General features: G+C 38.0%; 25 protein-coding genes. 20 read left to right on the plus strand and 5 right to left on the minus strand.

The genetic code is table 11. The features are described from left to right. The 6 genes from D9O48_RS15280 to ftsY all read left to right on the plus strand — a co-directional run bounded on the left by D9O48_RS15280 (position 1) and on the right by ftsY (position 3974). Positions 1 to 873 (plus strand): carbohydrate kinase family protein, encoded by an 873-nt coding sequence (locus D9O48_RS15280; protein WP_126973855.1) that lies wholly within the window; start codon positions 1 to 3, stop codon positions 871 to 873. A 27-nt stretch (positions 874 to 900) separates the two neighbouring features. After that, positions 901 to 1767, plus strand: a complete 867-nt coding sequence (locus tag D9O48_RS15285; protein WP_126973856.1) for a glycerophosphodiester phosphodiesterase family protein — start codon at positions 901 to 903, stop codon at positions 1765 to 1767. Positions 1768 to 2123: 356 nt separating this feature from the next. After that, positions 2124 to 2360 carry a 50S ribosomal protein L28 gene (gene rpmB / locus D9O48_RS15290; protein WP_126973857.1) on the plus strand — a complete coding sequence of 79 codons (237 nt, stop codon included), beginning with the start codon at positions 2124 to 2126 and terminating at the stop codon, positions 2358 to 2360. A 22-nt stretch (positions 2361 to 2382) separates the two neighbouring features. Continuing rightward, positions 2383 to 2565: a 50S ribosomal protein L33 gene (rpmG, locus tag D9O48_RS15295; RefSeq protein WP_126973858.1), complete on the plus strand. Its 183-nt coding sequence runs from the start codon at positions 2383 to 2385 to the stop codon at positions 2563 to 2565. 107 nt (positions 2566 to 2672) lie between these two features. Continuing rightward, positions 2673 to 2843 carry a DUF4295 family protein gene (locus D9O48_RS15300; RefSeq protein WP_126973859.1) on the plus strand — a complete coding sequence of 57 codons (171 nt, stop codon included), beginning with the start codon at positions 2673 to 2675 and terminating at the stop codon, positions 2841 to 2843. A gap of 168 nt (positions 2844 to 3011) precedes the next feature. Further along, positions 3012 to 3974, plus strand: coding sequence for a signal recognition particle-docking protein FtsY (gene ftsY / locus D9O48_RS15305; protein WP_126973860.1), 963 nt, complete (start codon positions 3012 to 3014; stop codon positions 3972 to 3974). Positions 3975 to 4070: 96 nt separating this feature from the next. On the opposite strand, the gene D9O48_RS15310 is transcribed toward ftsY, so the two are convergent. From D9O48_RS15310 to D9O48_RS15320, 3 genes are all read right to left on the minus strand, one after another. After that, a complete protein-coding gene (locus D9O48_RS15310; protein ID WP_126973861.1) occupies positions 4071 to 5798 on the minus strand; it encodes an amidohydrolase family protein in 1728 nt (575 codons plus the stop codon). A gap of 499 nt (positions 5799 to 6297) precedes the next feature. Then, positions 6298 to 7614: a saccharopine dehydrogenase C-terminal domain-containing protein gene (locus tag D9O48_RS15315; protein ID WP_126973862.1), complete on the minus strand. Its 1317-nt coding sequence runs from the start codon at positions 7612 to 7614 to the stop codon at positions 6298 to 6300. Between the two features lie 76 nt (positions 7615 to 7690). Further along, positions 7691 to 8011: a hypothetical protein gene (locus D9O48_RS15320; RefSeq protein ID WP_126973863.1), complete on the minus strand. Its 321-nt coding sequence runs from the start codon at positions 8009 to 8011 to the stop codon at positions 7691 to 7693. A gap of 360 nt (positions 8012 to 8371) precedes the next feature. On the opposite strand from D9O48_RS15320, the gene gyrA reads away from it, so the two are divergent. The 4 genes from gyrA to D9O48_RS15340 all read left to right on the plus strand — a co-directional run bounded on the left by gyrA (position 8372) and on the right by D9O48_RS15340 (position 15415). Continuing rightward, positions 8372 to 10954, plus strand: coding sequence for a DNA gyrase subunit A (gene gyrA, locus D9O48_RS15325; protein WP_126973864.1), 2583 nt, complete (start codon positions 8372 to 8374; stop codon positions 10952 to 10954). Positions 10955 to 10976: 22 nt separating this feature from the next. After that, positions 10977 to 12356, plus strand: coding sequence for a hypothetical protein (locus D9O48_RS15330; protein WP_126973865.1), 1380 nt, complete (start codon positions 10977 to 10979; stop codon positions 12354 to 12356). Between the two features lie 353 nt (positions 12357 to 12709). Beyond that, positions 12710 to 13684: a ribonucleotide-diphosphate reductase subunit beta gene (locus D9O48_RS15335; protein ID WP_126973866.1), complete on the plus strand. Its 975-nt coding sequence runs from the start codon at positions 12710 to 12712 to the stop codon at positions 13682 to 13684. 33 nt (positions 13685 to 13717) lie between these two features. Next, positions 13718 to 15415: a ribonucleoside-diphosphate reductase subunit alpha gene (locus tag D9O48_RS15340; RefSeq protein ID WP_126973867.1), complete on the plus strand. Its 1698-nt coding sequence runs from the start codon at positions 13718 to 13720 to the stop codon at positions 15413 to 15415. 140 nt (positions 15416 to 15555) lie between these two features. Here the strand turns inward: D9O48_RS15340 and D9O48_RS15345 are convergent, their stop codons facing one another. Beyond that, the gene (locus D9O48_RS15345; RefSeq protein ID WP_126973868.1) at positions 15556 to 16053 is read right to left on the minus strand and encodes a DinB family protein; all 498 of its coding nucleotides are present in this window, start codon (positions 16051 to 16053) and stop codon (positions 15556 to 15558) included. Between the two features lie 757 nt (positions 16054 to 16810). Between D9O48_RS15345 and D9O48_RS15350 the strand changes: the two genes are divergently transcribed. The 7 genes from D9O48_RS15350 to D9O48_RS15380 all read left to right on the plus strand — a co-directional run bounded on the left by D9O48_RS15350 (position 16811) and on the right by D9O48_RS15380 (position 22975). Further along, on the plus strand, positions 16811 to 17125 hold the full coding sequence (locus D9O48_RS15350; protein ID WP_233589255.1) for a DUF677 domain-containing protein: 315 nt from the start codon (positions 16811 to 16813) through the stop codon (positions 17123 to 17125). Positions 17126 to 17147: 22 nt separating this feature from the next. Beyond that, the gene (locus D9O48_RS15355; protein ID WP_126973870.1) at positions 17148 to 17573 is read left to right on the plus strand and encodes a hypothetical protein; all 426 of its coding nucleotides are present in this window, start codon (positions 17148 to 17150) and stop codon (positions 17571 to 17573) included. A 31-nt stretch (positions 17574 to 17604) separates the two neighbouring features. After that, a complete protein-coding gene (locus D9O48_RS15360; RefSeq protein WP_126973871.1) occupies positions 17605 to 18243 on the plus strand; it encodes a DUF5343 domain-containing protein in 639 nt (212 codons plus the stop codon). Further along, positions 18236 to 18823: a Swt1 family HEPN domain-containing protein gene (locus D9O48_RS15365; protein ID WP_126973872.1), complete on the plus strand. Its 588-nt coding sequence runs from the start codon at positions 18236 to 18238 to the stop codon at positions 18821 to 18823. Before D9O48_RS15360 ends, D9O48_RS15365 begins: the two co-directional genes overlap by 8 nt. A 149-nt stretch (positions 18824 to 18972) precedes the next feature. Next, positions 18973 to 20052, plus strand: coding sequence for a hypothetical protein (locus D9O48_RS15370; protein WP_126973873.1), 1080 nt, complete (start codon positions 18973 to 18975; stop codon positions 20050 to 20052). A gap of 389 nt (positions 20053 to 20441) precedes the next feature. After that, on the plus strand, positions 20442 to 20771 hold the full coding sequence (locus D9O48_RS15375) for a nucleotide pyrophosphohydrolase (protein WP_126973874.1): 330 nt from the start codon (positions 20442 to 20444) through the stop codon (positions 20769 to 20771). Next, on the plus strand, positions 20768 to 22975 hold the full coding sequence (locus D9O48_RS15380; RefSeq protein WP_126973875.1) for a DNA/RNA helicase domain-containing protein: 2208 nt from the start codon (positions 20768 to 20770) through the stop codon (positions 22973 to 22975). Before D9O48_RS15375 ends, D9O48_RS15380 begins: the two co-directional genes overlap by 4 nt. Before the next feature lie 376 nt (positions 22976 to 23351). Here D9O48_RS15380 and D9O48_RS15385 read toward each other — a convergent pair whose 3' ends face one another. Beyond that, the gene (locus D9O48_RS15385; RefSeq protein ID WP_126973876.1) at positions 23352 to 23750 is read right to left on the minus strand and encodes a GxxExxY protein; all 399 of its coding nucleotides are present in this window, start codon (positions 23748 to 23750) and stop codon (positions 23352 to 23354) included. A gap of 125 nt (positions 23751 to 23875) precedes the next feature. Here D9O48_RS15385 and D9O48_RS15390 point away from each other — a divergent pair, with 125 nt between their 5' ends. The 3 genes from D9O48_RS15390 to D9O48_RS15400 all read left to right on the plus strand — a co-directional run bounded on the left by D9O48_RS15390 (position 23876) and on the right by D9O48_RS15400 (position 26928). Then, positions 23876 to 24700 (plus strand): sterol desaturase family protein, encoded by an 825-nt coding sequence (locus D9O48_RS15390; RefSeq protein WP_126973877.1) that lies wholly within the window; start codon positions 23876 to 23878, stop codon positions 24698 to 24700. A 540-nt stretch (positions 24701 to 25240) separates the two neighbouring features. Next, positions 25241 to 25660 carry a very short patch repair endonuclease gene (locus tag D9O48_RS15395; protein WP_126973878.1) on the plus strand — a complete coding sequence of 140 codons (420 nt, stop codon included), beginning with the start codon at positions 25241 to 25243 and terminating at the stop codon, positions 25658 to 25660. Continuing rightward, a complete protein-coding gene (locus D9O48_RS15400) occupies positions 25591 to 26928 on the plus strand; it encodes a DNA cytosine methyltransferase (RefSeq protein ID WP_233589257.1) in 1338 nt (445 codons plus the stop codon). Before D9O48_RS15395 ends, D9O48_RS15400 begins: the two co-directional genes overlap by 70 nt. The last annotated feature ends 68 nt before the right edge of the window (positions 26929 to 26996 follow it).

Here is a 26996-nt window from a genome sequence, read left to right on the forward strand (position 1 = left end):
ATGAAAAATATTGAAATTGTATGTTTTGGAGAAGTACTTTGGGATAATTTAAAAGAAGGCAGACGACTCGGCGGTGCTCCGCTAAACGTTTGTTATCATCTGAATAAAAGAGGTATTCCCAGTGCCATCGTTTCTCAGGTCGGAAATGATAGTAATGGAAGCGATATATTAAATGAAATTGACCAACTGGAAATCGACCGCACTTTTTGTACGGTATCTGAAAGTAAACCGACTTCCACAGTTGAAGTACATATCATCGACGAAAAAGTGACCTATGAAATAGTAGAAGATGTGGCCTGGGATCATATTCCTTACACTGCCGAACTCGAAAATGCAGTGGGCGGCGCAGAAGTCTTATTGTTTGGAAGTCTGGTTACTAGAAACAGTGTTTCAAGAAATACTTTATTCAGATTACTACCTGCGGCAAAGTATAAAGTATTTGATGTAAATATGCGGCCTCCGTTTTATACAAAAGATCGGATTGAAGCTTTAATTAAAGTTTCTAACCTGTTAAAAATGAATGAAGAAGAATTGTTTGTTTTGTGCGATTGGTGGCAAATTGAAGTAAAAGAAGAAGAACGAAAGTTAAATACGATTTTAAATCAATTCGAATCGTTGGAGGCCATTATATTAACCAAAGGTGCTGAAGGAGCCAGCTATTGCAGCAGGGATATCTATCTTTCCGCACCCGCACAAAAGGTTCAGATTGCTGATACGGTTGGCAGTGGCGATGCGTTTCTGGCTTCTTTCCTGGCCAGTAAACTTCAGGGAATACCCGTTGAAGAGGCACTAAAAAGCGCAATCGTGTTATCAGGCTTTGTTGCTACGCAGGCCGGCGCTTGTCCGCCATACGAACTGGCTGAAATTTATTAAATAGAGAACCCTTAAATAATTGAAACAATGAAAAAGCTATTGTTGAGTGCCGTGATTGGTCTGTTAACAATGAATGGATGGGCGCAGGATTCATTACATCGCGTACAGGTGAAAAACTTTTCCCAATTAAAAGAATACTTCCGTTATGACGATTCAAAACCGGTAATAATATCCGGGCACCGAGGTGGAATGTTACCCGGTTATCCCGAAAATAGTATCGAGGCGATGGAAAAAACATTGACTCTTCTGCCGTCGTTCTTTGAAATAGACCCGCGTCTTACAAAAGATAGTGTGCTGGTATTAATGCACGATGAAACCCTCGACCGGACCACCAATTTCAAAGGAAAAATCGGCGATTATACCTGGGCTGAACTACAGAAAGCCCGCTTGAAAGACCGGAACGGCCATCTTACCAACTATAAAATTCCGACCCTGAAAGAAGCTTTAGACTGGGGGAAAGATAAAACGATCTTTAACCTGGATAATAAAAAAATTCCCTGGAGCAGATATGTAGACCTGTTGAAAACAAATGATTATCCGAATATCGTATTAAGCGTACGGTCGATGGAAGAAGCGCTCTACTATTATGAGCGACTGGATAATGTGATGTTTTGCGTAGCAATTTTCAATCAGAAGCAATTGAACGATTTTATAAAAACAGGTATTCCTTTCGACCGTTTGATCGCTTATGTCGGCCTGACGATGCAGGAAGAGCAAATGTCACTTTATAAATACCTGAGAAGCCGCGGATCGATGGTATTTGTGTCGATACATCCTACGCAAGACAAGAAAAAAACAGATCTGGAGAAGGTAAAGGGATATTCGGAAGAATTAATGAAACGCCCGGATATTATAGAAACAGACTATCCTGCGTTATTTGTTAATGGAAAATAAGAAAAAAAGCCGATATTTGCAACCCCGAAGGAGAATTAAGAATGGCTAGTGGAGAATGAAGAGGGGAAAGTGGCGAATGAAATGTGGTAAAAAATGGTAGCCACCTAAGTATTTGTATATTAAGAAAATAGATTATATAATTTTGTGTTTGGGTTCGGCGGGAAAGGTTAAAGGTCGTGCTTGAGTCTTTTTCGAACCGGAATATGTGGATAACCCGGAATACACATAACAAAAAGGAACTTATAAACCAACTGTTTGTAATTCACAGGTGTGGATAAGTTCTGAAAAAAAGTGTGAATTTCCTTTGTTATTTAATTATATTTCCCGACCTTTGCACTCCTAAATTTTTAGAAGTCATGGCAAGAGTATGTCAGGTAACAGGTAAAGCGCCGATCACAGGTCACCATGTTTCCCACTCAAATATCAAAACCAAACGTCGTTTTCTGCCTAATTTGCAGACTAAACGTTTTTACTTAGCCGAAGAGGATAAGTGGATTACTTTGAAAGTTTCTGCTGACGGTATCCGTACCATCAACAAGCGTGGGTTGTATACTGTAGTAAAAGAGTTGAGAGCTCAAGGCGAAAAAATCTAATTAACGTCAAAAGTTTATAACAATGGCAAAGAAAGGTAACAGAGTGCAGGTTATTCTTGAGTGTACCGAACACAAAAACAGCGGTATGCCAGGTACCAGCAGGTATATTACTACCAAAAACAAAAAGAACAATCCAGAGCGCTTAGAGCTTAAGAAGTTCAATCCGATTCTTAAAAAAGTGACTGTTCACAAAGAGATCAAGTAATTGAGCTATTGGGTGCGCTAAGGCAACAGAAGTAAGGAATACTGGTGAACGAGTGTATTGCCAGTGCATTCCATAATCAAATTAACATATTTCAAATTAATTGAATCATGGCAAAACAAGCGAAAACCGCGATTAAAAAAGACCAGAAAGCTGCTGCTGAAGCAAAAAACTGGACTAAAGTAATCAAAGCGGTACGTAGTACAAAATCGGGTGCCTATACTTTCAAGGAAGCTATTGTGCACAAAGACAATGTTAAAGACTTTTTAGCCAAAAAATAATTGGATAGTAAGTACTTATTATCATAAGCTGTTCCTTCCCGGAACAGCTTTTTGTATTTGGAGTCAGTTGATACCTCATTTTATCAATCGATTGATGTGCCGCCAGCCTATTCTTCCTCCACATATAACCAATATTGTTTATCTTGCAGTTACAAACAAAGCGACATTATGGGTTTCTTCGATAAGCTTTTCGGAAAAAAAGAAAAAGAATCATTAGATCAGGGACTGGAAAAGACCAAGTCAGGCTTTCTGTCAAAGCTAACCAAAGCGATTGCCGGAAAAAGTACTGTAGATGATGAAGTGTTGGATAATCTGGAAGAAGCACTCGTTACTGCCGATGTGGGTATTGATACGACCGTTAAAATCATTGAACGTATCGAAAAACGTGTAGCCAAAGATAAATATATTAATACCAGTGAGTTAAATCAGTTGTTACAAGAAGAAATTGCTGATTTACTCGTTGCTCCGCCTCCCCACCTCAATTATACCTTTGCATCTGAAATGCCTAAAAAGCCTTATGTAATTTTGGTTGTTGGAGTGAATGGAGTAGGTAAAACCACTACGATCGGAAAACTCGCTTATAATTTTAAAAGTGCCGGTAAATCTGTTTTACTCGGTGCCGCAGATACCTTCCGCGCAGCTGCAGTTGATCAGTTAACCATCTGGAGTGAAAGAGTAGGAGTGCCGATTGTGAAACAATCAATGGGATCAGATCCGGCCTCTGTGGCTTTTGATACAGTACAAAGTGGTGTGGCCCGTGGCTCTGATGTTATTCTTATTGATACCGCAGGACGCTTACACAATAAAGCTCATTTAATGGAAGAGCTTTCTAAAATAAAGCGGGTAATTCAGAAATTTATTCCCGATGCACCACATGAAGTATTATTAGTCTTAGATGGTTCTACCGGCCAGAATGCTTTGGAACAAGCCCGTCAATTCACCGCTGCTACTGATGTTACATCGCTGGCAATTACGAAACTCGACGGAACTGCAAAAGGTGGAGTAGTATTGGCTATCGCGAATCAGTTTAAAATTCCGGTGAAGTTTATCGGGGTAGGCGAAAAAATGGAAGACCTCCTGGTTTTTGAGAAGCACGAATTTGTGGATAGTCTTTTTAGCCTGAACAAATAACCACTTGTCTGATTGAAATAATTTTATAATAAAGAGATTACTCAGCGTATTGCCGGGTAGTCTCTTTTTCTATAATAGTCTCAGACAAGATGGACGCTATTGAATAAAATAAACTTTACTGATTTTATTGTTTTCGATGTGATAGATAGCAATGGCTTCAAAAAAATTACCATTCACCCGTACCCGCTCTTTGTCAATAACAATATTACCTTGCGCAATACGTCCTGTTAATTCACAATGTAAATCAGGCGTACTCTTAAACATCTGCTCATAAATGCCGCGCATTTGTTTTTTTCCTTTTGCCAACAGTTTGTCTGGATATTGATAAATCTCTACTTCCTCTGCATATGGCTCTAAAAAAGCATCAATATTTTTTAAATTATACGCGTTCAGTTGCCGCTGCGCCAGGTCTTCAGGAGTATCTTCCAGTAATTCTGCAGGCGTATGCACTTTTCCTTTTCTGATAACACGGTTTATTCTGGTAATATTTTCTATCTTCTCAACAGGATTCGCCTCTAACAAAATTAGATCGGCTTGTTTACCCACGCTAATTGTTCCGGACACTTTATCCTTACCCAACACTTTTGCACCGTTCAGAGTGGAGGCAGTCAGTATCTGCCAGTTACTCATTCCGCTTTTAGACATTGCCTGTAATTCACTGATGTAAGAAGACGTGTGCAGGGTGCCGATATTTCCAGCATCCGTACCGGTAGCTATGATGACACCTGCATCTGATAACAGTTTTAAATTAACCGCTCTGATTGAATCTGCCGAATGAAGGTATCCGGCCATTTGTTCTGAACTTCTTTTATAATTATTTACCAGTAATGTATCTGAAAGATGTTGAAGGTCTGATAAAGATCCTAACTGATAAGGGTCTGATGAAAGTAATTGCTCGTTACTAAACCGGTGTTTTTGTGCGAAAGTGGTAATATAATTGTTGTGCACAATCAGCGTAGGAGAATAGATAATGTTATTTTTTTTCAGTAGCTGAATAAAATCCTTATCTACCACTTCATCTTCTACGCTATGTACCAGAAAATCAGCTCCGCTTTCTACCGCCAGTTGAGCTGCTATGCGTTGCGTAGTGTGAATCGCCACTTTTAAATGATGCTTATGAGCTTCATCAATGGCAGCTTTTACCATTGGGAGATTTTTACGGGCACTGGCTTCTACTCCAAGTTCATCTTCGGTGGTGATAAACCATATTTTAATAAAATCTGGTTTATAGGGGAGTTGTTTGCGTACCCCTTCAACAGCGTCTTGTGCAGATTGAATGAGTGTAAAAGGACTTTCATTGCCTGTATTTTTATAAATAGCCGGTTCGTAGGTAGTGAGAAGTGGTCCGGTAATGGAAATCTCCGGTGCAAAATCTTTTCCTCTGAAGTTATTCGCCTGTTCAAGAAAAGAATAGCTGGAGCCTACATCAATTACCTGTGTAATACCCTGGCGAAGATACCTGCGTAAAACTTTTTCCATCTGCTGATGTGCATAGCTCAATTCTTTGTGGTGTGGTATATATTTTTGAAGGTCTATTACATCCGGACGTGTATAGAGCCCGCCATTTTGAAAAAAATGAATATGTGCGTCAGTTAAACCTGGCAAAAGATACTTTCCGGATCCGTCAATCACGGTAGCTCCGGCCGGAATTTTTATTTTATTCACCGGTTGAATAGCAGTGATCAATTCTTTATCGATCACTACAGTCATACCCGGTAATATTTTTTGTAGGGCAACATCAGCCACGGCAACATTGGTGATGTAGGTTTGGCTTTGCAGTTGAGAACCGGCCAATACCAGAAAGAGTAGTAGAATATATTTCATGGAGGAGGTTTTGATTTTGAGATCAATGCTGTTTATCGGTTCTGAGACATCGAAAGAAGGGGCGTTTTTATAAGGAGGCGGTACCAGAAAGTTAAGTTTTATTTTATACAAATTCTTGTAAGAGCCGGTATTTATTCTTGTAAGATTGGGGAAGGAAAAGCTTTTAGCGGTTTTGGGTATATAAGCAGTCAAGTGTCTTGTAAGAAGCTTATATTGAGTTGTTTAAGTATATACCATTAAAATGGTATGGGGGTAATGCTTTGTTTTTTCATTTTAAAAAACGAATTTCACTTCATCATTAAGCCTCGTTTTTATGAAAATTTGAAGAACAGCAGACCGTAATAAGCGTGTCAACTTATTACAGCTGCCCGGGGTACTTGATAATGTAGAATTGTAGTTCAGTGCTTATACCTGTTACGTCACAAAAGAGAGATCGAACTTTTAGTATTATAAACCTACCAGACAAAAGAATCCCCAACAACGTTGGGGATTCTTATTATTATGATTTTTCCTCAGTAAAAGAAATTCCAAATCGTTCCAGTTCTTCCAGTACCGGTTCGTAAATTTCAGGAATCGTAGGAATGTGTAAGCCTGTAACGGCGATAGAACCTTCCAATATTTTAACGGCGGCAATTGCCAATGGCATACTAACTGTTTTGGCCATAGCTGTATGCGCTTCGTCTTCACCGGCTACTACTAATGAGGCAGTCACTTTTTCGTGTTTACCCTCCAGTAAATATTCAATTTCATGTACCATAATGATCAGGTCTTTGTCGCCGGCAGATAGTTTAAGTTTTGTCTCCAGTACAAATTCCATTACATCGGTTGCAGTTCCTTTTTCGAATGGGATAAGCGTGTTTTGGTCTTCAAAACCCAGATACAACAATTGTTTTGTCAATACTTGATCGGTGTTTTGCCGAAGGCTTGTCCATTGATTCCAGTGGCCGTTTTTTTCGAGATGAGATTGAAAAAACGTACCCAGACTGGTTTGTTGGAAGGTGTATTGGTGTGTATCGTCGGTTAATCCCCATTCGATCATTTGCTGCCATCCTGAATTATAATCAGGTTTTCGTAAAGTGGTACGAACAAAGTTTTGAACGGTAGGAATTTTATAGATATCTATGTAGGAAATAGAATCGCGGTTGGCATACCAGGCGTAATCGCCCCAGCCATTAACGGGTAAAACCGGACTGTTTTTGAAAAGTTCAGCATAGGGGAGTTGTGTTTGTTTTCCGTCTTTTAAGAAAACAGCTCCAGCCTTACCGGCATTTACCACATTACGCGGATTCCAGGTTATTTTATAATGCCATGGGTTATTGTCACTATCGGGATGAATCAATCCACCACAATGCGAGTAGAAGCTTTGGATGCTTCCACCTTTTGCTTGTATATCGTGAATCAGTTTCATTGCACTCATGTGATCAATACCGGGATCAAGTCCCATTTCACATAGGAACAGCAGTCCCTTTTCCTCGATTTCGGGAATCAGGGATTTCATCTCATTGTCAACATACGATGCTGTTAACAGGTTTTTCTTATGGGCAATACATACCTCTGCCACTCGCTGGTGTAGCGCGTGCGGCATCATGGAAATTACAATCTGGCAATCGTTAACTAAGGCGCTTAATTCGGTAGTGTTGGTAACGTCTAAAGCAACGGCTTTAGAGCGGGTAGGGTTTTTGATCTTTTGTGCGGCAAGTGCGGGTTGGCCATCTGCAACAATCAGGTTCCAACCTCTTTTGGCCACTTCTTCTGAAAGGTACTCGATCAGATAGATAGATGATTTGCCGGCACCGATAACTAAAATAGTATTCATTCCAATGTTATTTACAATCGCTAATAGGTGATATGCAAATTACGAAATGGAATTCTATTATTTTAGTAATCAACAATTAATTCATGGCAGTTTTTAATTGAACCACGCCTAGTTGAGTAATTTGTCCCTGTCGAACAATCGTGTCGAATATCAGGTCTTCATAAGGCGGCTCGGCATTGATGATAATCTTCCAGTCTCCCGGATTTACAGTAAAAGAAAAGCTTCCATCATTCGGCATGAACCTCAGGGAATCCATTCCGTGAACGGCCCATACCTGGTTGGCTTTTTCAGAGGGTTGGATAGTGCCTTCTAATTTCGAATCCTGGTAAATGCGAAATGCGTGCAACCCAGCAACCGCAATAATGACTGCGATTAACGTAGCAACGGTCTTTTTCATAGTGCTAGTTTAAATTTACCTCGTAAGTTTTGAAACTCAATTATCTACGGTGAGAAAAACGAAAGATATATACTCAAGTTATATGCCAAAGGCTGATGGGAAGGGATATTTTAGTAAAAATAGTGAATTAGTAACTTAATAACAAAAATAAATGACGAAAAAAAGTAATAGGTTGAGCGAATTCACAAAAAGTTAAAAAGGATCTCCGTTGAGGATTAAACCAAATGGTGTATTAATTGTTAAAAAACAAGTAGATAAAAGTGAATAAAGTATCTGAAATTTAAGCTATTTTTCAACTTTAAAAGTTAGATTTGCAACCCTGTATTTCCAATAAAAAGATAGGGATTTTAGAAAATGAGTATGGAAGATAATCAAACACCACAGGCAACAAACGATCAAAATCGAATTGTGCCGATTAATATTGAAGCCCAGATGAAACAGGCATACATTGACTATTCAATGTCTGTTATTGTTGGTCGTGCTTTACCGGATGTTAGAGATGGGTTTAAACCGGTGCATCGCCGTATCTTATTTGCGATGAGTGAACTGGGTATCAACTCTAATAAACCGCATAAAAAGTCAGCTCGTATCGTAGGGGAGGTGCTGGGTAAGTATCACCCGCATGGTGACAGCTCAGTGTATGATGCAATGGTGCGTATGGCGCAAGAATGGAATATGCGTTATCGACTGATTGACAGCCATGGTAACTTTGGTTCTCAGGATGGTGACGGCCCGGCGGCAATGCGTTATACAGAAGCGCGTTTGCAAAAGATGGCTGAAGCAATGCTGGAGGATATAGAAAAAGATACAGTAGATTTTCAAAATAACTTCGACGATTCATTAGAAGAGCCGACTGTATTACCTTCCCGTTTACCTAACCTGTTATTAAACGGGTCAAGTGGTATCGCAGTAGGGATGGCCACCAATATAATGCCGCACAACTTAACCGAAGTAATCGACGGTTGTATCGCTTATATTGAAAACCGTGATATTACTCCTGATGAAATGATGCAGCATATCAAAGCGCCGGACTTCCCGACGGGCGGTATCATTTACGGAATGGAAGGTATCAAAAATGCCATGCATACAGGTAGAGGCAGGGTTGTACTCAGAGGTAGAGTAACAGTAGATGTAAAACCAAGCGGCAGAGAACAACTGATCATTACGGAAGTTCCTTATCAGGTAAACAGAGATGCCCTGTGTAACAGAATCGGCCAGCTGGTAACGGATAAAACCATCGAGGGTATTGCCCACATCAATAACGAGTCTAATAATAAAGAAGGTACCCGTATTGTAGTGGACTTAAAACGCGATGCCATTGCGAACGTTGTATTAAACCAGTTATTTAAATATACCGAACTTCAAACCTCTTATGGTATTAACAACGTTGCGTTGGTAAAAGGCCGTCCGAGAACTTTGAATGTAGTGGATATGGTTCGTGAGTTTGTGGAATTCCGTCACGAAGTGGTGATTCGCAGAGCTCAATACGAACTGAAAGAAGCGCAGAAAAAAGCGCATATCTTACAAGGATACCTGATTGCTTTAGATCACTTAGATGAAGTAATCAGTTTGATCCGTAACTCTCCGAACCCGGAAGCTGCAAAAGAAGGTTTAATCAATGCAGGATGGGGATTGGATGAGATTCAGGCAAAAGCCATTTTGGAATTACGTCTTCAACGTTTAACCGGTATGGAGCGTGATAAAATCAAAATGGAATTTGATGAGCTGATGAAATTAATTGCTCATTTAACAGAATTGCTGAGCAATGAAGGCATGCGTTTCGATCTGATCAGATCCGAATTAAACGAGATTAAGGAAAAATTCGGCGATGAAAGAAAAACAGAAATTACGCTGCTGGATGATGAGTTGAATATCAAAGATTTAATTAAAGAAGAGGATGTAGTAATAACCATTTCTCACTTAGGTTATATCAAACGTACTTCTGCTACTGAGTATAAATCTCAAAGAAGAGGTGGTAGAGGTGTGATCGGAGGCAGAACCCGCGAAGAAGATTATATCGAACACCTGTTTGTAGCTTCAACACACCATACGCTTTTATTCTTTACAGAGGGCGGTAGATGTTATTGGTTAAATGTGTACCAGATTCCGGAAACAGATAAAGGTGCAAAAGGAAGACCGATTCAGAACCTGATTCAGTTAAATCCTGGTGATAAGGTAAAAGCAATTATCGACATTGCTGATTTACAGGATACCGAATATGTAAAGGCAAGAAGTATCGTGTTATGTACCAAAAAAGGTATTATTAAGAAAACTGCACTGGAAGATTTCAGCCGTCCGCGCCAATCCGGTGTAAATGCCATCACCATTGTTGATGGAGATGAATTGCTGGAAGCACGCCTGACCAATGGTAACTGTGAAGTGATTATGGCTGTAAAAAGCGGTAGGGCTATCCGTTTTCCTGAGGAGAAAGTACGCGAAACAGGCCGCGGAGCGATCGGCGTATCAGGAATTGAGGTAGATGATGACCAGGATGCAGTTATTGGTATGATATGTGTAGATAGAAGTGATAAGGATCGTACTGTATTGGTTGTGAGTGAAAAAGGTTATGGAAAACGTACTCCTGTAGATGAATATCGTATCACAAACCGTGGAGGAAAAGGAGTAAAAACTATTTCGGTAACAGAAAAAACAGGTAAATTAGTAGGAATTTTGGATGTATTGGGAAGCCAGGACCTGATGATTACCTGTAAGAGTGGTATGACGATTAGAATGCCGGTAAAAGGTATCAGTGAATTAGGTAGAGCTACTCAAGGGGTAAAATTGATAAGATTAGAAGAAGGCGACAGCATTGCAGCGATCAGTAAAATTGATGAAACAGAAGACGATGAGCCAATTGCAGATGTAGAAAACGGTGAAAATCCAAACCCTACTGAGCTAAACGATAATCAGGACACAAGCGAAAATAGCGCTTCAACTAATTAAAGATTTTAAACTTAAGAACACAATGAAAAGAGTATTACTAACAGTATTGCTCGCTGGATCCACTTATGCTGGTTTACACGCACAGAAATTAGAGAAAGCGAGATCTTTATTGAAAAATGACAAGCTGAATGAAGCTGTTAACGAAATAAATAACTTCCTGGCGGTTGAAAAAAATGCCGCCAATGCAGATGCATGGTTTACTAAAAGTAAAATCTACCTTGCATTAGCTAAAACAAAAGAAGGTGCTGAGAAAAATGCAGCAATGGAAAGCGCTGAAGAATCTATTATGAAATATTTAGATCTTCAGAAAGACATTAAAGATTCTACTAAGAAAAACTTGATGTTGATTGCAGAAAACAGTGCTACATTAGCCGAGTTATATTCTAACTATTCTCAGGCCGGAGCCAGTTTCTATAACAGCGGTAATTTTAAAGATGCTTTCGTAAACTTTGATAAAGGGTTGAATATTGTGTCTGTAATGTACGATAACGGTTTAACCGATATCGCATTAGATACAACAGGCCGTTTATTCGCAGGTATTTCTGCTGAAAAAGCTAACCTGAAAGACGAAGCAGCAAAACAATACAACGAAATCGTTAAGCATAAAGCTACAGGCGACGACTTCGATCAGATTTACAAATGGGTAGTAGAATACTACGCAAGTAAAGATGATGAAGAAAACCTGTTCAAAACCATCGCTATCGGTAAAGAGGTATTCCCTGCTGACGAGTGGTGGGATCTGTTTGAGTTGGAATTCTATACAGATAGAGGAGAGTTCGACAGAGTATACGATACATATGAAAAGTTAATCGTAGCAAAACCTGAAGAGTCTTCTTACAAATTCAACTACGCGATTACTTTGTATGAAAACAACTATTTGGAGAATGTTCTTCAACGTCCTGCAGGTTGGCAGGAAAAATTAGAGAAAGCTGAAAAATTATTCAAAGAGTTTCCTGAAAGCGATAAAAACTATATCAGTGCTCAGTTGATGATCGGACAGTTGATCTACAATAAAGGGGTTGACAAAGCGAATGAAAACAGAGAAATTCGTCCTGAACAAGGAAAACGTTTAACACCTGAACAACAAAAGCAGAAAGATGAATTAAAAGTTCAGACTGCAGCTCAGTTCGACCAGGCTTTACCTTATTTCGAAAAAGTAAGCTCTTTATTAGAGCCTAAAGGTAAATTAGAGCCTCAGGAGAAAGCAATCTTAAAAAGCAGCTTAGATATCACTACATTAATTTATGAAGATAAATTAATGACGGCTGAAACTAAACAGGCAGACCTGGAAAACAAAAAACAAGCTGCTGCTGCAAAAGCAATGGATGCTGAAATCAAAAAATTAAGAGAGAAAGTAGACGCTTTAACCGTTAAATATAACAACGTAGATAAAGATCACTAATCTTATATTGATGATACCTGAAAAGGGCTGACCATTACTTTTGGTCAGCCCTTTTTGTTTGACAGTGGAAAATGGGGAATGAGGAAAGTGCTTGTATCCGACCACCAACAATCCCTTACCGGTGCAGAAAATGTCATGAATTTGCATTATTCCGGCAATTTGAATTTTTAACAAAGACCCGTATTACTGCCCGATTTCCTTCAAAGCCAGTTGCAAAAAGGTTCACTCAATCTGCAAAAATTATTATTCACATCGTGTGGGTAAAACATCAAAAAAAAGGAGCTCAGAATTTTTACATTTGTATTAGTCCTTTAGATTTATAAGATAATTAACCACTATAATATTTACACATCATGGGTATTTTCGACAAAAGAATCTCGTATAAGCCTTTTGAGTATCCTGAGGTGATGCAGTATACAGAAGCGATTAACAAAGCTTACTGGGTACACTCTGAGATCGATTTCACAGCGGATGTTCAGGACTTCCATTCGCACTTGAGCCCGGCAGAAAAAAATGCCGTAAAAAGTGCGTTGTTGGCCATTGCGCAGATTGAGGTAGCTGTTAAGTCATTTTGGGGAAACCTGTATCATCATATGCCGAAACCGGAATTCAATGGGCTCGGGGCAACGTTTGCAGAATGTGAGTTCAGACACTCAGAAGCATATTCACGTTTATTAGAAGTATTGGGCTATTCAGACGAGTTTGAAGACATCATCGAAGTTCCGGTGGTGAGCGAGCGAATTGCTTATTTAACAGAGGCGTTGAGTAAGGTAAAATCAAACGATCCGAAAGAGTACACCATGTCATTGGTGTTGTTCTCTATCTTAATTGAAAATGTGAGTTTATTCAGCCAATTTGCTATTATTCTTTCATTTACACGTTTTAAAGGGTTGATGAAAAATGTGAGCAATATTATTGCCTGGACTTCAGTAGACGAACAAATACACGCCAATGCCGGTATCTATATCTTTAATACCATTAAGAAAGAGAATCCGGGTATGATCGATGAAACTTTCAAAGCCGACATCGTTCGTATGGTAAAAAAGTCAATCGAAGTGGAAGAAGCGATCATCGACTGGATTTTCAGAGAAGGAGAGTTAGACAATATTAAAAAAGTTGAGCTGGCTAACTTCATGAAAGTACGTACCGATGACAGTTTAAAACAAATCGGTTTTGAACCTTTGTTTAACGTTGACCAGTCAAAAGGTAATGCACTGCAATGGTTCGAGGAAGAAGTTTTCGCTAACAGTATGGATGACTTCTTTGCAAAACGTCCGGTAGACTATACTAAGTTTGATAAAAGTATTTCTGCAAACGACTTATTCTAAATTAATACATTCACCATCTATATATCAAAGGTTATGAGCAATACAGTTTTGCCGTTATTTGAAGATCCGCAAGTGGAGCAATTCACCGAAAAACTTTGGTGGAAAAACGAAGAAAGTGAGGCAGTTTTAAACAGAGGCTACCTGTTGAAAGGGGAGTCTGTGGAAGGCGCAATTGAAAGAGTATGTGAAGCAGCAGCAAAGCGATTGTTCAGACCTGAGTTGAAGGAAGCTTTTCTGGAAATGATTGAACGCGGCTGGATGAGCCTTAGTTCTCCCATTTGGGCAAACATGGGTACCGAAAGAGGTTTACCTATCTCTTGCTTCAACGTGCACGTTCCTGATAATATCGAAGGAATTACTCATAAACTCGGTGAAGTGATCATGCAAACAAAAATTGGTGGAGGTACATCCGCTTATTTTGGTGACCTGAGATCACGCGGTGCTGCCGTTACCGATAATGGTAAATCAAGTGGTGCCGTAAGCTTTATGCGTTTATTCGATACTGCAATGGATACCATTTCTCAAGGTGGTGTGAGGAGAGGAGCATTCGCTGCTTATCTGGATATTGACCACGATGACATCGAAGAGTTCTTAAAAATTAAAGATATCGGTCACCCGATTCAAAACCTTTTCTTTGCTGTGTGTGTACCGGATTACTGGATGCAGGACATGGTAGAAGGGGATATGAAAAAGCGTGAAATCTGGGCCAAAGTATTACAAAGCCGCCAGGAAAAAGGCTTACCGTATATTTTCTTCTCTGACAATGTAAACAGACAAAAACCACAAGTATATAAAGATGCGAATCTGCGTATCAATGCTTCTAATCTTTGTTCTGAAATTATGTTGCCTTCAACAGAAGACGAATCGTTCATCTGTTGTTTATCATCAATGAACCTCGAGTTATATGATGAGTGGAAAGATACAGACGCGGTTAAGCTGGCTATTTATTTCCTGGATGCAGTATTGCAGGAATTTATTGCAAAAACAGAAGGTAATCACTACCTGGCATCTGCCAATAAATTTGCTAAACGTCACAGAGCATTAGGCTTGGGCGTATTAGGATGGCACTCGTATTTACAGAAGAATATGATTCCTTTTGAAGGAATGCGTGCTAAACAATTAACCAACGAAATTTTCAAAAACATTCGTGAAAAGGCTGACAAAGCATCACGAGAGTTGGCGACTATTTATGGCGAACCTGATTTGTTGAAAGGATACGGTTTACGCAACACTACTTTATTAGCCGTTGCACCGACAACTTCTTCATCAGCGATTTTAGGACAAACCTCACCGGGCATCGAGCCTTACGCATCCAACTATTACAAAGTAGGTTTATCGAAAGGTAACTTTATGCGTAAGAATAAATATTTGCGTCAGTTATTAGAAGAGAGAAAGCAGGACAATGAGGATACCTGGCGTTCAATTATGCTGAACCACGGAAGTGTGCAGCATCTGGATTTCTTAACCGAGAATGAAAAAGATGTATTTAAAACATTCAAAGAAATCTCTCAGTTAGAAATTGTACAACAAGCATCTATTCGTCAGAAATATATTGATCAGGGGCAGAGCTTAAACCTGAACATTCCGTCAAACCTTCCGGTAAGAGATGTAAACAAACTTACCATTGAAGCCTGGCAGTTAGGCATTAAAGCTTTGTATTACCAACGTAGCCAGTCGGTAGCGAAAGAAATGGTAACGAACCTGGTAAACTGTAAATCTTGCGAAGCGTAATAATATTTGAAACTATGACCAACCAACCAACAATTTAATCTGTATCGGCTTGGAAACATGTACTCGTAGTGAAAATGCTAAAAGCGGCTGATTCGAAATGAATCTGCCGCTTTTTTAATACAGCGGCTGAAATAATTATGTTAAATAGAAACGATATGGTATTGTCGTAAAAGTTTGATGGTAATACCTATTTGTCCGAGATGATACAGGTCGTGGTGGATGAGTCCTTCAATCAGGAATTTGAACTGATATCCGTCTTTATAATAATTTTCCAGAAAGGAGTCGTCTTTATCTTTGATCAGTTCAATCAGATCAGCTGCACTTTTAAAGAAGTCTGCTTTTAATTGTTCCCATCCGATTGCTTTCAATTGTTCATTGGTTCTCCAGTTATCCGGACTTTCCACTGTCAGAGTAGAAGGTTCATTTCTCAGCTTTTTAATACTTTCAGAGCGCCAGATCTGTACGTGGGCGAGTAGTTCGGCCACGCTGTGTATTTCCGGAATAGGGCGTGCAAAAGCTTGTTCGGGGCTGATCTGGTCGATTTTCTTCTGAAAGCTCTCATCGAGCCAGTTTTCCTGATCCTGAATGTCAATAAATTGTTCTATAATGTTCTGAATCAATACATTATTCTTATTCATATGGATAAAAACTTTAAGTGGAATACCTGATATAATTGAAAATTTGATAAATCGGAATATCAATGTCCGGTTAATTCAAATAAAAGCAATTTGAGTGGGTAAAGCAAATACATTCTAATAAAGAATTCAGAATACCGGATAAATAAAGGCGGCGAATAACTTGAGGTGGATTGGTTTTGTTTGGATGAAATGAAAATGAATAACTAAGTACTAAGTAGGTGATGTGCAAAGACGATGATAGTTTAAGATAGTAGCAGTGAAACGGGGTATTCAGTGATATGGAGTAGAAACTAGTTATTTCGTAAATAATCTATTTAACATAATATAAATTATAAGTAATTTATAAATAATAATTGAGTCTCTGGTTAGCCGGATTTCAAATGATTTACAGGCAGACAATGTGATTTTATAAAGACTGAGATCATCTTAATTATTGGGGATCTCGCCAGGATATTATTTATTAAACTTTTGCTGAACCGTTAATAATCAACAGTGATGCTAAAATCACATAGATATGGTTTTCCGTAAAATTTATTTCGACTATTGATATAAGTTTGATTATAGTCAAAAATTTTGTGTAGAAGTAAGTTGGGTAGCCTATTTACTAAATAATTAATATATTACACTAAGACGGCTTTCTTATTGAATTAAATTGTGACTGTAATGAATAAAAGATTCCCGGTTTAATCAAATCTATACATTTAATAAACGTTGCCTCGAAATACTGGGCATCAAGCAGTATGCATTCGCTTATGAGTTGGGTGACGACTGGAACCAGCAAAAAATATCGCTCCTGGAACAGAAAGAAACCGTTGAGCCCGCCCTACTCCAAGAGGTAGCCCGTATTTTAAAGTTCCCGGTTGAGCTCTTTAGTACTTTTAATGAAGATCAGCCGGTGAATATTGTTAGGAATACATTTACCGATAGTTTCAACGATAGCAAAAATGCTTTTGCTTCTTATAATAATTGCACATTCAATCCTCTCGATAAAATGGTTGAGCTGTATGAACGTATGCTCCGGCAGCAAAAGGAAATGATTGAGAAGCTGGAGAAGTTGATTGAAAAGAAGTAAATGAACCTTAAAATTCACCTTAATGTATTGGAGTACAGTCTTAGATCACTTTGAACGAGAACATTACTTTGTGAATGGTTTAACTATTCCCTTCATTATTGGTTCAAGAACAATTTTAGAGCCTGATGAACCGATACAATCAATTAACGAACTATTTGCAGACATCTTGAAGTCGGACTGTTATGTTCAGGTTCTAAAATGTGACTGGATCGGTGAATATGTATTTAGATTATCAAACAAAGCAACACAGGATATATATGGAGGTTTTGATAACATAGTGGTGATTGACGATTCATTTCCTAATGCTACATGCTCTGCAGACGTCATAACAACTCTTGAAAATCGATATACTAAATTCATTGAAGCAGAAAAATACTCTTGGATAGATGGTGATTGGCAAAAATTTTCTAACGAAATTGATCTGCCAAGACTTAACGAAATTAATTAACCTAACATACAAAACTAAATTTCTACGACATATGGCTGCTGATATACCTTATATGAATGCTCCCGGCTCAATCGGAAAGATTCTCGATAAAATTAAAGAAGCCAGTACACCTGAAACCTTTAGCCAAGATTTTTTAAAAACTAAATTGGGCTTTAATGGAGGAAATTATTTGACGTTTATTCCTTGGGCAAAGAAAGCTGGACTTGTCAATAGTGATGGTACACCAACAAACCTTTATAAACAATTCAGAAATCCAGCAACATCAGGGAAAAGCCTAGCTATTGCAATAAAACAAGCATATAGTGAGTTGTTCTCGCGTAATGAATATGCTAACGAATTAGACAAAAAAGCTTTCAAAGGGCTTGTGATGGAATCCACTGGGGAAGCTCATGATTCTAAGAAAGTTGAAAATATTGTTTCTACTTTCTTTAATGCCAAAGCCTTAGCAGACTTCAATCCAACTCCAGACAGTAAAGCTGAAGAAAAACCAAAGGAGAATGAACCAGAACGAAAATCTCAAGAATTATCGTCTCACTCCTCTTTCCAACCACATAAGCAAAGAAGTATTGGTTTGAACTATACCATAAATCTAGTTTTGCCGAAAACAGATGATCCTGCAATTTTCAACGCCATATTCAAATCATTAAAAGAAAATTTGCTCAATGATTAATACCGATATTGAATCTAAGATAAGGCTCTTCACGTTGGCTAATTCGCTTACAGAAAATTGTTTGGATAGAGTTGAATCTGAATTAAGAGTTGACTTAGGTCGAAAAGAAGTAGTCGAAATTAAAAGAAAAGATTATTATCTGCAATTCAATGCCGATTTCAGAAAAGAGGCAAAAGAAATGGCAGAACATTACGAGATATTCTATTGCTTAGAAAGATCTATCAGAGCGTTAGTGGTTCAATTAATGCAAGAAGAATATGGCGACAATTGGTGGGACTTAAAAGTTCCCCCCGCAATTAAAACAAATGTTGACAATAACATGAACAGAGAAGCAGAATCTGGGTTTACGCAACGTTCTGAAAAGAAAATTGACTACACAACTTTTGGAGAATTGGGGCAAATAGTTTCGGGAAATTGGACAGCATTTGATGACTTATTCAAAAACTCAAGAGCCTTTCAAAAAATTATGACAAGTCTAAATCTACTTAGAGGTCCTATCGCTCATTGCTGTCCTTTGGCTGAAGACGAGATTGTAAGATTAGAGATAACAGTGAAAGACTGGTTTAGGTTAATGGAATAAATAAAAGTTATCAAGACTCCAAGCCCACCAACCACCCCAAATTTTACTTTTCACATTAGTGATGTTTTGAGGCACATTGTGTATAATTAGGGGTGCCTTTTGATCTTTCCGTATATTATTCAAGCTATTAATGCTATTGTCACCCTAGTATGAAGATAAAAAACATTGCCTGTAACCTAATTTATAATAACGGAGATGAAGATATATATGTCGGCTTCAAAGGAAGATGCGACATTCAAAATATTATTTATAATGTAGAGTTTGATAAGGGTAGATGGTGTAGCCAGTCTCAGTGTTCGTGCAGGCAGTTCTATAATCGAGGATTTATAGGTGATATTCTGGAATTTCCGTGTAATGAGAGTGCGCTCTTTGCCAAATGGAAATGGAACCCTGGATACGAGTTTAAAACAGATAAGCCTTTTCGCATTCTTAATTCCGGTGCTGATAAAATAGCTGTTTTAACAACTCGATTTCCACACAGTCCGGAAAGTGAACGAAAGATCATTGGATTTCTCAAAATAAAGAGCATACTAAATGAACACGAAGTTGTAGCAGCGGAAGAACAAAGCTTGCGATTATCAAAAGATGAAGCTTCAGAGCTAAATTTCTGGAATTACCATAGAAATGACAAAAGTTCGACACCGATGTGGCGGCAAGGTAGATTTAGATATTTAGAAGATTTACAAGTAGCAGCCATACTTCATGACTTAAGGGATATTGTCCAAAATGAAACGACACAATCAATGATCGCAAATATCATTGAAACGGACTTTCCAGAGTTTTCCATTTCAAGACCTATGGTCAACGGAGCGCTAAATGAAAAAGTTGTAAAGAGAACTTTGTTAAGGAGAAAATATGGCAAGGGTGGAGAAAGCCTAGAACATAAAAGACTTAAAGAATATATTGCTAACCATCCTGAAGTTATCCTGATCGATAAAACTGAGGTTAAAGCTTATCTCGAGCATCCTTATCTCTCTGGAGATTTGGTTGATATTCTTTTTGAACCTCAACAAAAAGGGGTAAATAACATAGTAGTAGAAATTGAGCTTGATAATGTAGAACCTGGAATTCATCAAGTGATTAAGTATAGAGCTTTAAGATGTGCCCAGCTCGGATTTGTATTAAACGATGAAAGAGTAAAAGCTGTAGTGGTTGCATGGAAATTTAAAGAATCAGAAAAGGAACTTTGCAGAAAATATGATATAGACTTTTTTGAAATAAAAATATAGAGCTATGCGGCTTCGTCGCTCCAACACTCTTCCCATTCTACACCTTCCTTCTCACATTAAAGACATTGTAAGGCACATTGTGCATAATTAGGGCATGTCCCCTACCCGGCTGCACGGCCATTTCGGTGCGGGGTACGATAATAATTTTCCAAGCAGCCGTTCAGGAGTCGGGCTATCCGCTGCCATCCTGACGCTTGGCTTTTGGTTAGTACAAAGCACTAAAAATGATGCTATGTATCCAACATGGTAAATATGTTTTAAAGACTTACATATGTAAATTACCCGTACTTTACCGGATTTTTTGTAACTTCCAATTCATAAAAAAGAATGAATCTGCTTCAGCTTTCATGAATTTAATTTGTGGTAAATTCGAAATTTAATTACTACCAATGACTGATATTGAAGAACTTATAAGCGATTTGATACATTTTCGAAACGAGCGGGATTGGGAACAGTTTCACAATCCTAAAGACTTGGCGCTGGCCATTAATATAGAGGCTGGCGAACTGCTGGAGCTTTATCTCTGGAAGAACGCAGAAGAGGCTAACGTAGAAAAAGTAAAGGAAGAGCTGGCCGATATTTTGTCTTTTGCGTTGCTGCTGGCTGATAAATATAAGCTAGATGTAAAACAGATCGTTCAGGAAAAAATCCGTAGAAATGGAGAAAAATACCCGGTAAGCAAAGCCAAAGGAACAGCTAAGAAGTATGATGAACTATGAGTACAGTCTTCCCTGAAATATTGATAGATATATCGGAGCCTTACTCTTTTAGCAAGGAGGGGCTTGAGCAGATAAAACAAAACCGTTGGGCCAAAAACCAATGGCCGCTTGTGTATTTTATAGATAGCAAAAGGAAAAAAAAGAAATGTTACATTGGTGAATCTACCCATGCCATAACGCGCATCACCAGCCACCTTGCCAATAAAAAAAAAGCCGTTCTGGACCAGATACTACTGATTGGTAGCGACTGGTTCAATAAATCGGCTACACTTGATATAGAGTCGACTCTCATCCGCTATATGTCGGCTGAGGGCAGCTATGATCTGATGAATGGCAACTATGGACTAAAAACACATAATTATTACGAACGAAAAATATACCACGAAGTATTTAGCCGGATATGGCAACAGCTGAAAGAACGGCAGGTAGTACGCAGCTCCCTGACGGATATTGAGAACTCACAGATATTTAAATACTCTCCTTACAAATCGCTGAACGAAGATCAATACAGATCATTGCTCGAAATACTGGACGGTCTTACCACTAAACAATCAAACAGGATATTTGTAAAAGGAAGCGCAGGTACTGGTAAAACCATACTGGCTACTTACCTGATGAAACTGCTGAAATCGGATATAGGTGCTATAGAGAATGAGGAAGAGCTGGATAGCAGCAATGGTACTTTGCGGGAAATACGCTACATCAGGCAGTTTCAACAGCAATATCCCAATGCTCGGATTGGGTTGGTGATCGCGATGGATTCACTGCGTGCCACGCTAAAAGATGTATTCCGTAAGATGCCCGATTTAAACTCAAGTATGGTCATTAGTCCCTCCGATACGTTTAAGGGTTCAAAATACGACCTGCTGATTGTAGACGAAGCACACCGATTACGGCAATACAAGAATATTAGCTGGAGGGGCCCATTCAAAAAGAAAAATAAAAAACTAGGGCTTGATAATACAGGCACCGAGCTGGATTGGATATTAAGCAACAGCAAGAACCAGATATTTTTTTACGACCGTGACCAGGAGGTACGTCCTTCGGATGTAGCTGAAAGCCGTTTTCTCGATCTGCTGAAGAATAAGGCGACGCTAAAGCTAAAGCTCCATTCGCAAATGCGGGTCATGGGCGGATCTGACTATATTTCCTTTGTAGATGAACTACTACACCTGAAGCTGGAAACAGCAGCACAATTTGAAGTGGATGAGTATGAGTTGAAAGTGTTCGATTCCATTATTGATATGCGAAATATGATACAGGAAAGAGAACAGGAATATGGCTTATGCCGTATGATCGCAGGTTACTCCTGGTCTTGGTCTTCCAAGAAAGATAAAAAGGCAATGGATATAGAGATTGAGGGCATTCATTTTCAATGGAATCAGGTAAACCGCGACTGGATCAATTCGGATACTGCAGTAAACGAGATTGGTTGTATTCACACAACTATGGGTTATGATCTGAATTATGGTGCTGTCATATTCGGACCGGAGATTAGTTATAATTCTGCTAAGCAATGCATTGAAGTTGATCCCGATCAGTATCATGACAAATATGGTAAACAGGGAGTTGATGGTAAACAGCTGAAAAAATATATCATCAACATTTACAAGAATATGATGTATCGGGGTATTCGGGGTACATTCGTGTATGCCTGTGATGCGGAACTACGTGAATATTTGAAGCAGCATATACCTGTATATGGTGTTAAGCCTCCTGCATTGAAAATATTATCTAAAGAAGAGGCTCACGGGAATAATCGTGCCGTTGCCTTTATAGATATTTTGGCAGCAGCGGGCAGCTTCAGCGATAACCAGCTTCCGGCACAACAGAAATGGATAGAACTACCCAACGATATTAAGGATAGAGATAATCATTTTGTCTGTAAGGTAGTAGGCGAATCTATGAATAAGAGAATTAAAAATGGGTCTTATTGCTTGTTCCGGCGCGATACCAGCGGAAGCCGTGAAGGAAAAATTGTACTAGTTCAAAGCACAGCGATACAGGATGCAGATTTCGGGTCTGGTTACACTGTAAAAGAATATCATAGTACTAAATATATAAGCTCCGAAGAATGGCGCCATGCATCCATTACACTGAAGCCTTTGTCTGATGACCCTCGCTATCAGGATATTGAGTTGTTTGAAGATGATTTACAGTCTTTAAAAGTAATCGGTATTTTCAAAAACGTAGTGATATTTTAACTTTCAGCATTCTCGTCCGAACCTTAGATAGCAGCAGCATCTATTTTCCCGAATATTGAGATCGAAGCACGTTTGTTAATGAAAACTTACGCAATATCAGCTGTATCTTTTACTCATTACGTTCCACAAAAGGATGCCGCTATTATCTCTCACACACTCAAAATAACTAAAGCCCCCTACCCTGCAAAATCTCCGCAACCCTTACATGGAATTGTTTTAGAAATAAACATTTTCTTTTTCTCCCTCTTCAAAAAATAAATACCAAAGCTATATTAACATAATACAAATACATTATAGGCTTATTATATGATTAAAACTGATTAAATGGTTATAATGATTTTGATCTTTTATAAATAATCTTAATCATATCAATCTGTTAATCATTTGAATCATATAAATTGTATGTAAGCCGCTTAAACTTCAAACTCTTTTCACCAAAATTAATCAGCAAACCGATCTCAACTTTATAAGCCTTCAGGTATCCGAACGTCTGAGCAAAATGATAATCTTCCAAACTTGACCTGGCCTTTAGCTCAACACAAATCAAATCTTCTACGAGAAAATCAACGCGTTGGGTACCGATAAACAAGTCCCTGTAATAAACGCGCATTTCAAATTCCCGTTTAAAATGAATTCCTGCTAGCTCCATTTCGATTTGCAAAGCCCGTTGATAAATCACTTCATGGAATCCGCTACCTAGTCGTTTATGCACTTCCATTGCACAGCCAATGATGCTGCCGGTTAGTTTTGAATGTTTGTATTCGTCTTTGATCACACAGATATATACGATCTGAGTACAATTATAGATTTAATGGCTTAAGTTCCTAGATGTATTTATCCTAAAATGACGTTTTTATATTTAATAATTGTAAATTAGTATTGAACCCATATCTAAAGAATATGGAAATATTGGATAAAATACTGAGTATTAATCCCAATTATGTTATAATCGCTCTACTGGCGGTTTTCTTTACACTGGAGCAGCTCTCCGGAACGCCCTTTTCATTCAAAAAAAGAGGCCATCACCTGTTTCAGAATATGCTTTTTCAAATCACACTGGTCCTTTTAAATATCTTTTTCGTTTCTATACAGGTTTATTGCATTGAGTGGTTAAATGATCATCAAATCGGACTACTATATTTTGTAGCACTCCCCTTCTGGATAAAGTTATTATTGAGTGTGATGTTGTATGATTTTACTACCTACTGGATACACCGGGCATCTCATAAAATTCCATTATTATGGCGCTTACACCGGGTGCATCACAGTGATACGACAATGGACTCTTCTACTACTTTCCGGTTTCATCCGTTAGAGTTGATTCTGATTTACCAAACTGGAAATATCATAACTGCCGGAGTATTCGGAACAGATGTAACTTCAATGGCATTATACTATCTGATCATTTATGTTTTCTTCTTTTTTGAACACTCCAATCTGAAATATCCTAGCTGGTTAAACCATACGCTCGGACTTCTTTTTGTAATGCCCGATCATCATCGGGTGCACCATCACCAGGAACAATTTTATACCGACTCAAACTTCGCTGATATTTTTATTATCTGGGACAGAATCTTCGGTACCTATAAATTTATTCCATCTACCGAAGTAAAATACGGATTGAAAGAATTTGAATCCGAAGGAAAACAGAGTTTTTGGTATTTGATGAAAAGTCCGTTTATAAGTATTGGAAAAGGAAAATCGGATAATCTTGAGCCGGATTGAAGTTAATGTCATAAAATTAAGAATTGCTCAATGGTTCAAACTATAGTTTTAGATTATCAATATAACTAGTTGTCCTTTCTCGCATTTTACGTTGGCCCACCCCCTATTTAAACGCCAAAACTTTGCAATCGATTGTATATCAATAATATATGTTAATTTTGTTTATTTTGTCTTAAAGCGTATAGCACAATAGCTTGAATTTATGTTTTTGCTCTTAATTTTTTGGACTGTAGAATTAGCAGAATTTGCGATAAAATACAGATATCTCTTGTTTATGGAAATCCTTATAATTTTCCGTAAAAATATCACGTAATTTATGGGTATTATAAGACTATACCTGTTAGCTAATCTTCATAAAAAATTATAAATTTGGGTTATGAGATATAATAAAACTTGTTGAAAATCAAGATATAGTGTATCGTATCTAATACTTTCAATACCAAAGAAGGAAAAAGTAGTTGGTATTTTGCGAAAGAATAAACAAATAACAATAAGAGAAGATTAGAAATTGATAAAAATCAAAATATTCCTGTTGTAAAAATGACTGATGTACACTCAAAATCCGTAAGGAGTTTTAATATGAGTCAGATCAAGGGAAAAGATACGAAGCCGGAAATGATAGTACGGAAATATCTTTTTTCTCAAGGTTTACGCTTTCGTTTGCATAAAAAGGAATTACCGGGCAAACCCGATATTTGCTTACCTAAATATAAAACAGTAATTTTCATTCACGGGTGTTTCTGGCATGGCCATGTGGGGTGCAAATATTATGTTATACCCAAAACAAGAACTGATTGGTGGCTGAATAAAATTAATCGGAATATTGAAAATGATATTAAAGCAACTTCAGAGTTAAGGAAAATGAGGTGGAATGTTATAGAGATTTGGGAATGCCAGCTAAAAAAGGCAAACTTGGAAGAAACATTGGAAAATTTATTAAAAGAAATAAAAAGTTATTGAAATTCAATATGTCCAGGAAGTTTACTTATATTGATTTGTTTGCTGGCGCCGGAGGATTGTCTGAGGGGTTTGTAAGAGCAGGGTTTGAGCCTGTTGCTCACGTAGAAATGGATAAAGCAGCCTGTTTCACTTTGAAAACTCGTATTGCTTGTCATTATCTGAAATCTACAAACCAATATGAGCACTATGTGTCTTATCTTCAAGGGATGACTTCTCGTGAGGAGTTATATAATAAAATTCCCCAGGATCTTCTTAATTCCGTTATAAATCTTCCTATTGGTGGAGAAAATAACAATACTATACATAAGAAAATATTAAACCTACTGAAAGGTAGAGCTGTAGATCTGATTATAGGTGGTCCCCCCTGCCAGGCTTATTCATTGGTAGGAAGAGCGAGATCAGCTAGCGGAATGAAAGGAGATAAAAGAAATTATCTGTATGTTCAATATGCAAGATATCTTGAAACGTATCAACCTAAAATTTTTGTTTTCGAGAATGTCATTGGACTATTATCTGCGGGTAATGGAAAGTATCTTGAGAATATGAAAAAGCTTTTCGACAAAAAGGGTTATGAAATCAGATTGTTTAATGTTGAGGCTGTCAATTTTGGTGTGTTGCAAAATAGAAAGAGAATTATAATTATTGGGTGTAAAAAAGGACAGAATATTAAAATACCTGACTTGGGGGATATTCAAAAAATTGCTACATGTACTGTATCGGATGTTTTGAGAGATTTACCTAGCGTTATTGCAGGTCAGAATACACCTAGAAGTATGCGATATGAAGATAAATCAAATATTTATCTGACAAATACTTTCATTAGAAATGGAATTGATATATTAACTCAGCACTCACCGAGACCTCATACTTTGCAGGATAAAGAAATATATAGAATTGCTGTTCAAAAGTGGAATACTAAACGGGAAAGATTAAATTATAATGATTTACCTGAAAGGTTGAAAACCCATAAAAATCGTTCATCATTTTTTGATAGGTTTAAAGTCGTAGCTTCAGATGAACCATGTTCGCAAACAGTAGTTGCGCATATAGCAAAGGATGGTCATTATTACATTCACCCGGATATTGAGCAGAACCGTTCGCTTACTGTGAGAGAAGCTGCACGTCTTCAATCTTTTCCTGATGATTATTTTTTCGAAGGAGTAAAAGACGGCTTAGCAAGAACACCTGCATTTAAACAAATAGGCAATGCTGTACCTCCTTTGATGGCGTATGAGATCGCAAAAAAAATTCGGAAATTGCTTTCGTAATACTAGTCACTATAAGGTAAAACTTTAGGTTAATATAAAACGAACTTTTAGTTTTTAAATTTTCGTAT

This window comes from Gynurincola endophyticus (assembly GCF_003991195.1).
GTDB lineage: Bacteria > Bacteroidota > Bacteroidia > Chitinophagales > Chitinophagaceae > Gynurincola > Gynurincola endophyticus.

Bases quoted from the DNA above. Each gene is read 5' to 3' on its own strand.
- D9O48_RS15280 (WP_126973855.1), top strand. From the start codon at position 1: ATGAAAAATATTGAAATTGTATGTTTTGGAGAAGTACTTTGGGATAAT.
- D9O48_RS15285 (WP_126973856.1), top strand. From the start codon at position 901: ATGAAAAAGCTATTGTTGAGTGCCGTGATTGGTCTGTTAACAATGAAT.
- rpmB (WP_126973857.1), top strand. From the start codon at position 2,124: ATGGCAAGAGTATGTCAGGTAACAGGTAAAGCGCCGATCACAGGTCAC.
- rpmG (WP_126973858.1), top strand. From the start codon at position 2,383: ATGGCAAAGAAAGGTAACAGAGTGCAGGTTATTCTTGAGTGTACCGAA.
- D9O48_RS15300 (WP_126973859.1), top strand. From the start codon at position 2,673: ATGGCAAAACAAGCGAAAACCGCGATTAAAAAAGACCAGAAAGCTGCT.
- ftsY (WP_126973860.1), top strand. From the start codon at position 3,012: ATGGGTTTCTTCGATAAGCTTTTCGGAAAAAAAGAAAAAGAATCATTA.
- D9O48_RS15310 (WP_126973861.1), bottom strand. From the start codon at position 5,798: ATGAAATATATTCTACTACTCTTTCTGGTATTGGCCGGTTCTCAACTG.
- D9O48_RS15315 (WP_126973862.1), bottom strand. From the start codon at position 7,614: ATGAATACTATTTTAGTTATCGGTGCCGGCAAATCATCTATCTATCTG.
- D9O48_RS15320 (WP_126973863.1), bottom strand. From the start codon at position 8,011: ATGAAAAAGACCGTTGCTACGTTAATCGCAGTCATTATTGCGGTTGCT.
- gyrA (WP_126973864.1), top strand. From the start codon at position 8,372: ATGGAAGATAATCAAACACCACAGGCAACAAACGATCAAAATCGAATT.
- D9O48_RS15330 (WP_126973865.1), top strand. From the start codon at position 10,977: ATGAAAAGAGTATTACTAACAGTATTGCTCGCTGGATCCACTTATGCT.
- D9O48_RS15335 (WP_126973866.1), top strand. From the start codon at position 12,710: ATGGGTATTTTCGACAAAAGAATCTCGTATAAGCCTTTTGAGTATCCT.
- D9O48_RS15340 (WP_126973867.1), top strand. From the start codon at position 13,718: ATGAGCAATACAGTTTTGCCGTTATTTGAAGATCCGCAAGTGGAGCAA.
- D9O48_RS15345 (WP_126973868.1), bottom strand. From the start codon at position 16,053: ATGAATAAGAATAATGTATTGATTCAGAACATTATAGAACAATTTATT.
- D9O48_RS15355 (WP_126973870.1), top strand. From the start codon at position 17,148: ATGTATTGGAGTACAGTCTTAGATCACTTTGAACGAGAACATTACTTT.
- D9O48_RS15360 (WP_126973871.1), top strand. From the start codon at position 17,605: ATGGCTGCTGATATACCTTATATGAATGCTCCCGGCTCAATCGGAAAG.
- D9O48_RS15365 (WP_126973872.1), top strand. From the start codon at position 18,236: ATGATTAATACCGATATTGAATCTAAGATAAGGCTCTTCACGTTGGCT.
- D9O48_RS15370 (WP_126973873.1), top strand. From the start codon at position 18,973: ATGAAGATAAAAAACATTGCCTGTAACCTAATTTATAATAACGGAGAT.
- D9O48_RS15375 (WP_126973874.1), top strand. From the start codon at position 20,442: ATGACTGATATTGAAGAACTTATAAGCGATTTGATACATTTTCGAAAC.
- D9O48_RS15380 (WP_126973875.1), top strand. From the start codon at position 20,768: ATGAGTACAGTCTTCCCTGAAATATTGATAGATATATCGGAGCCTTAC.
- D9O48_RS15390 (WP_126973877.1), top strand. From the start codon at position 23,876: ATGGAAATATTGGATAAAATACTGAGTATTAATCCCAATTATGTTATA.
- D9O48_RS15395 (WP_126973878.1), top strand. From the start codon at position 25,241: ATGACTGATGTACACTCAAAATCCGTAAGGAGTTTTAATATGAGTCAG.
- D9O48_RS15400 (WP_233589257.1), top strand. From the start codon at position 25,591: ATGCCAGCTAAAAAAGGCAAACTTGGAAGAAACATTGGAAAATTTATT.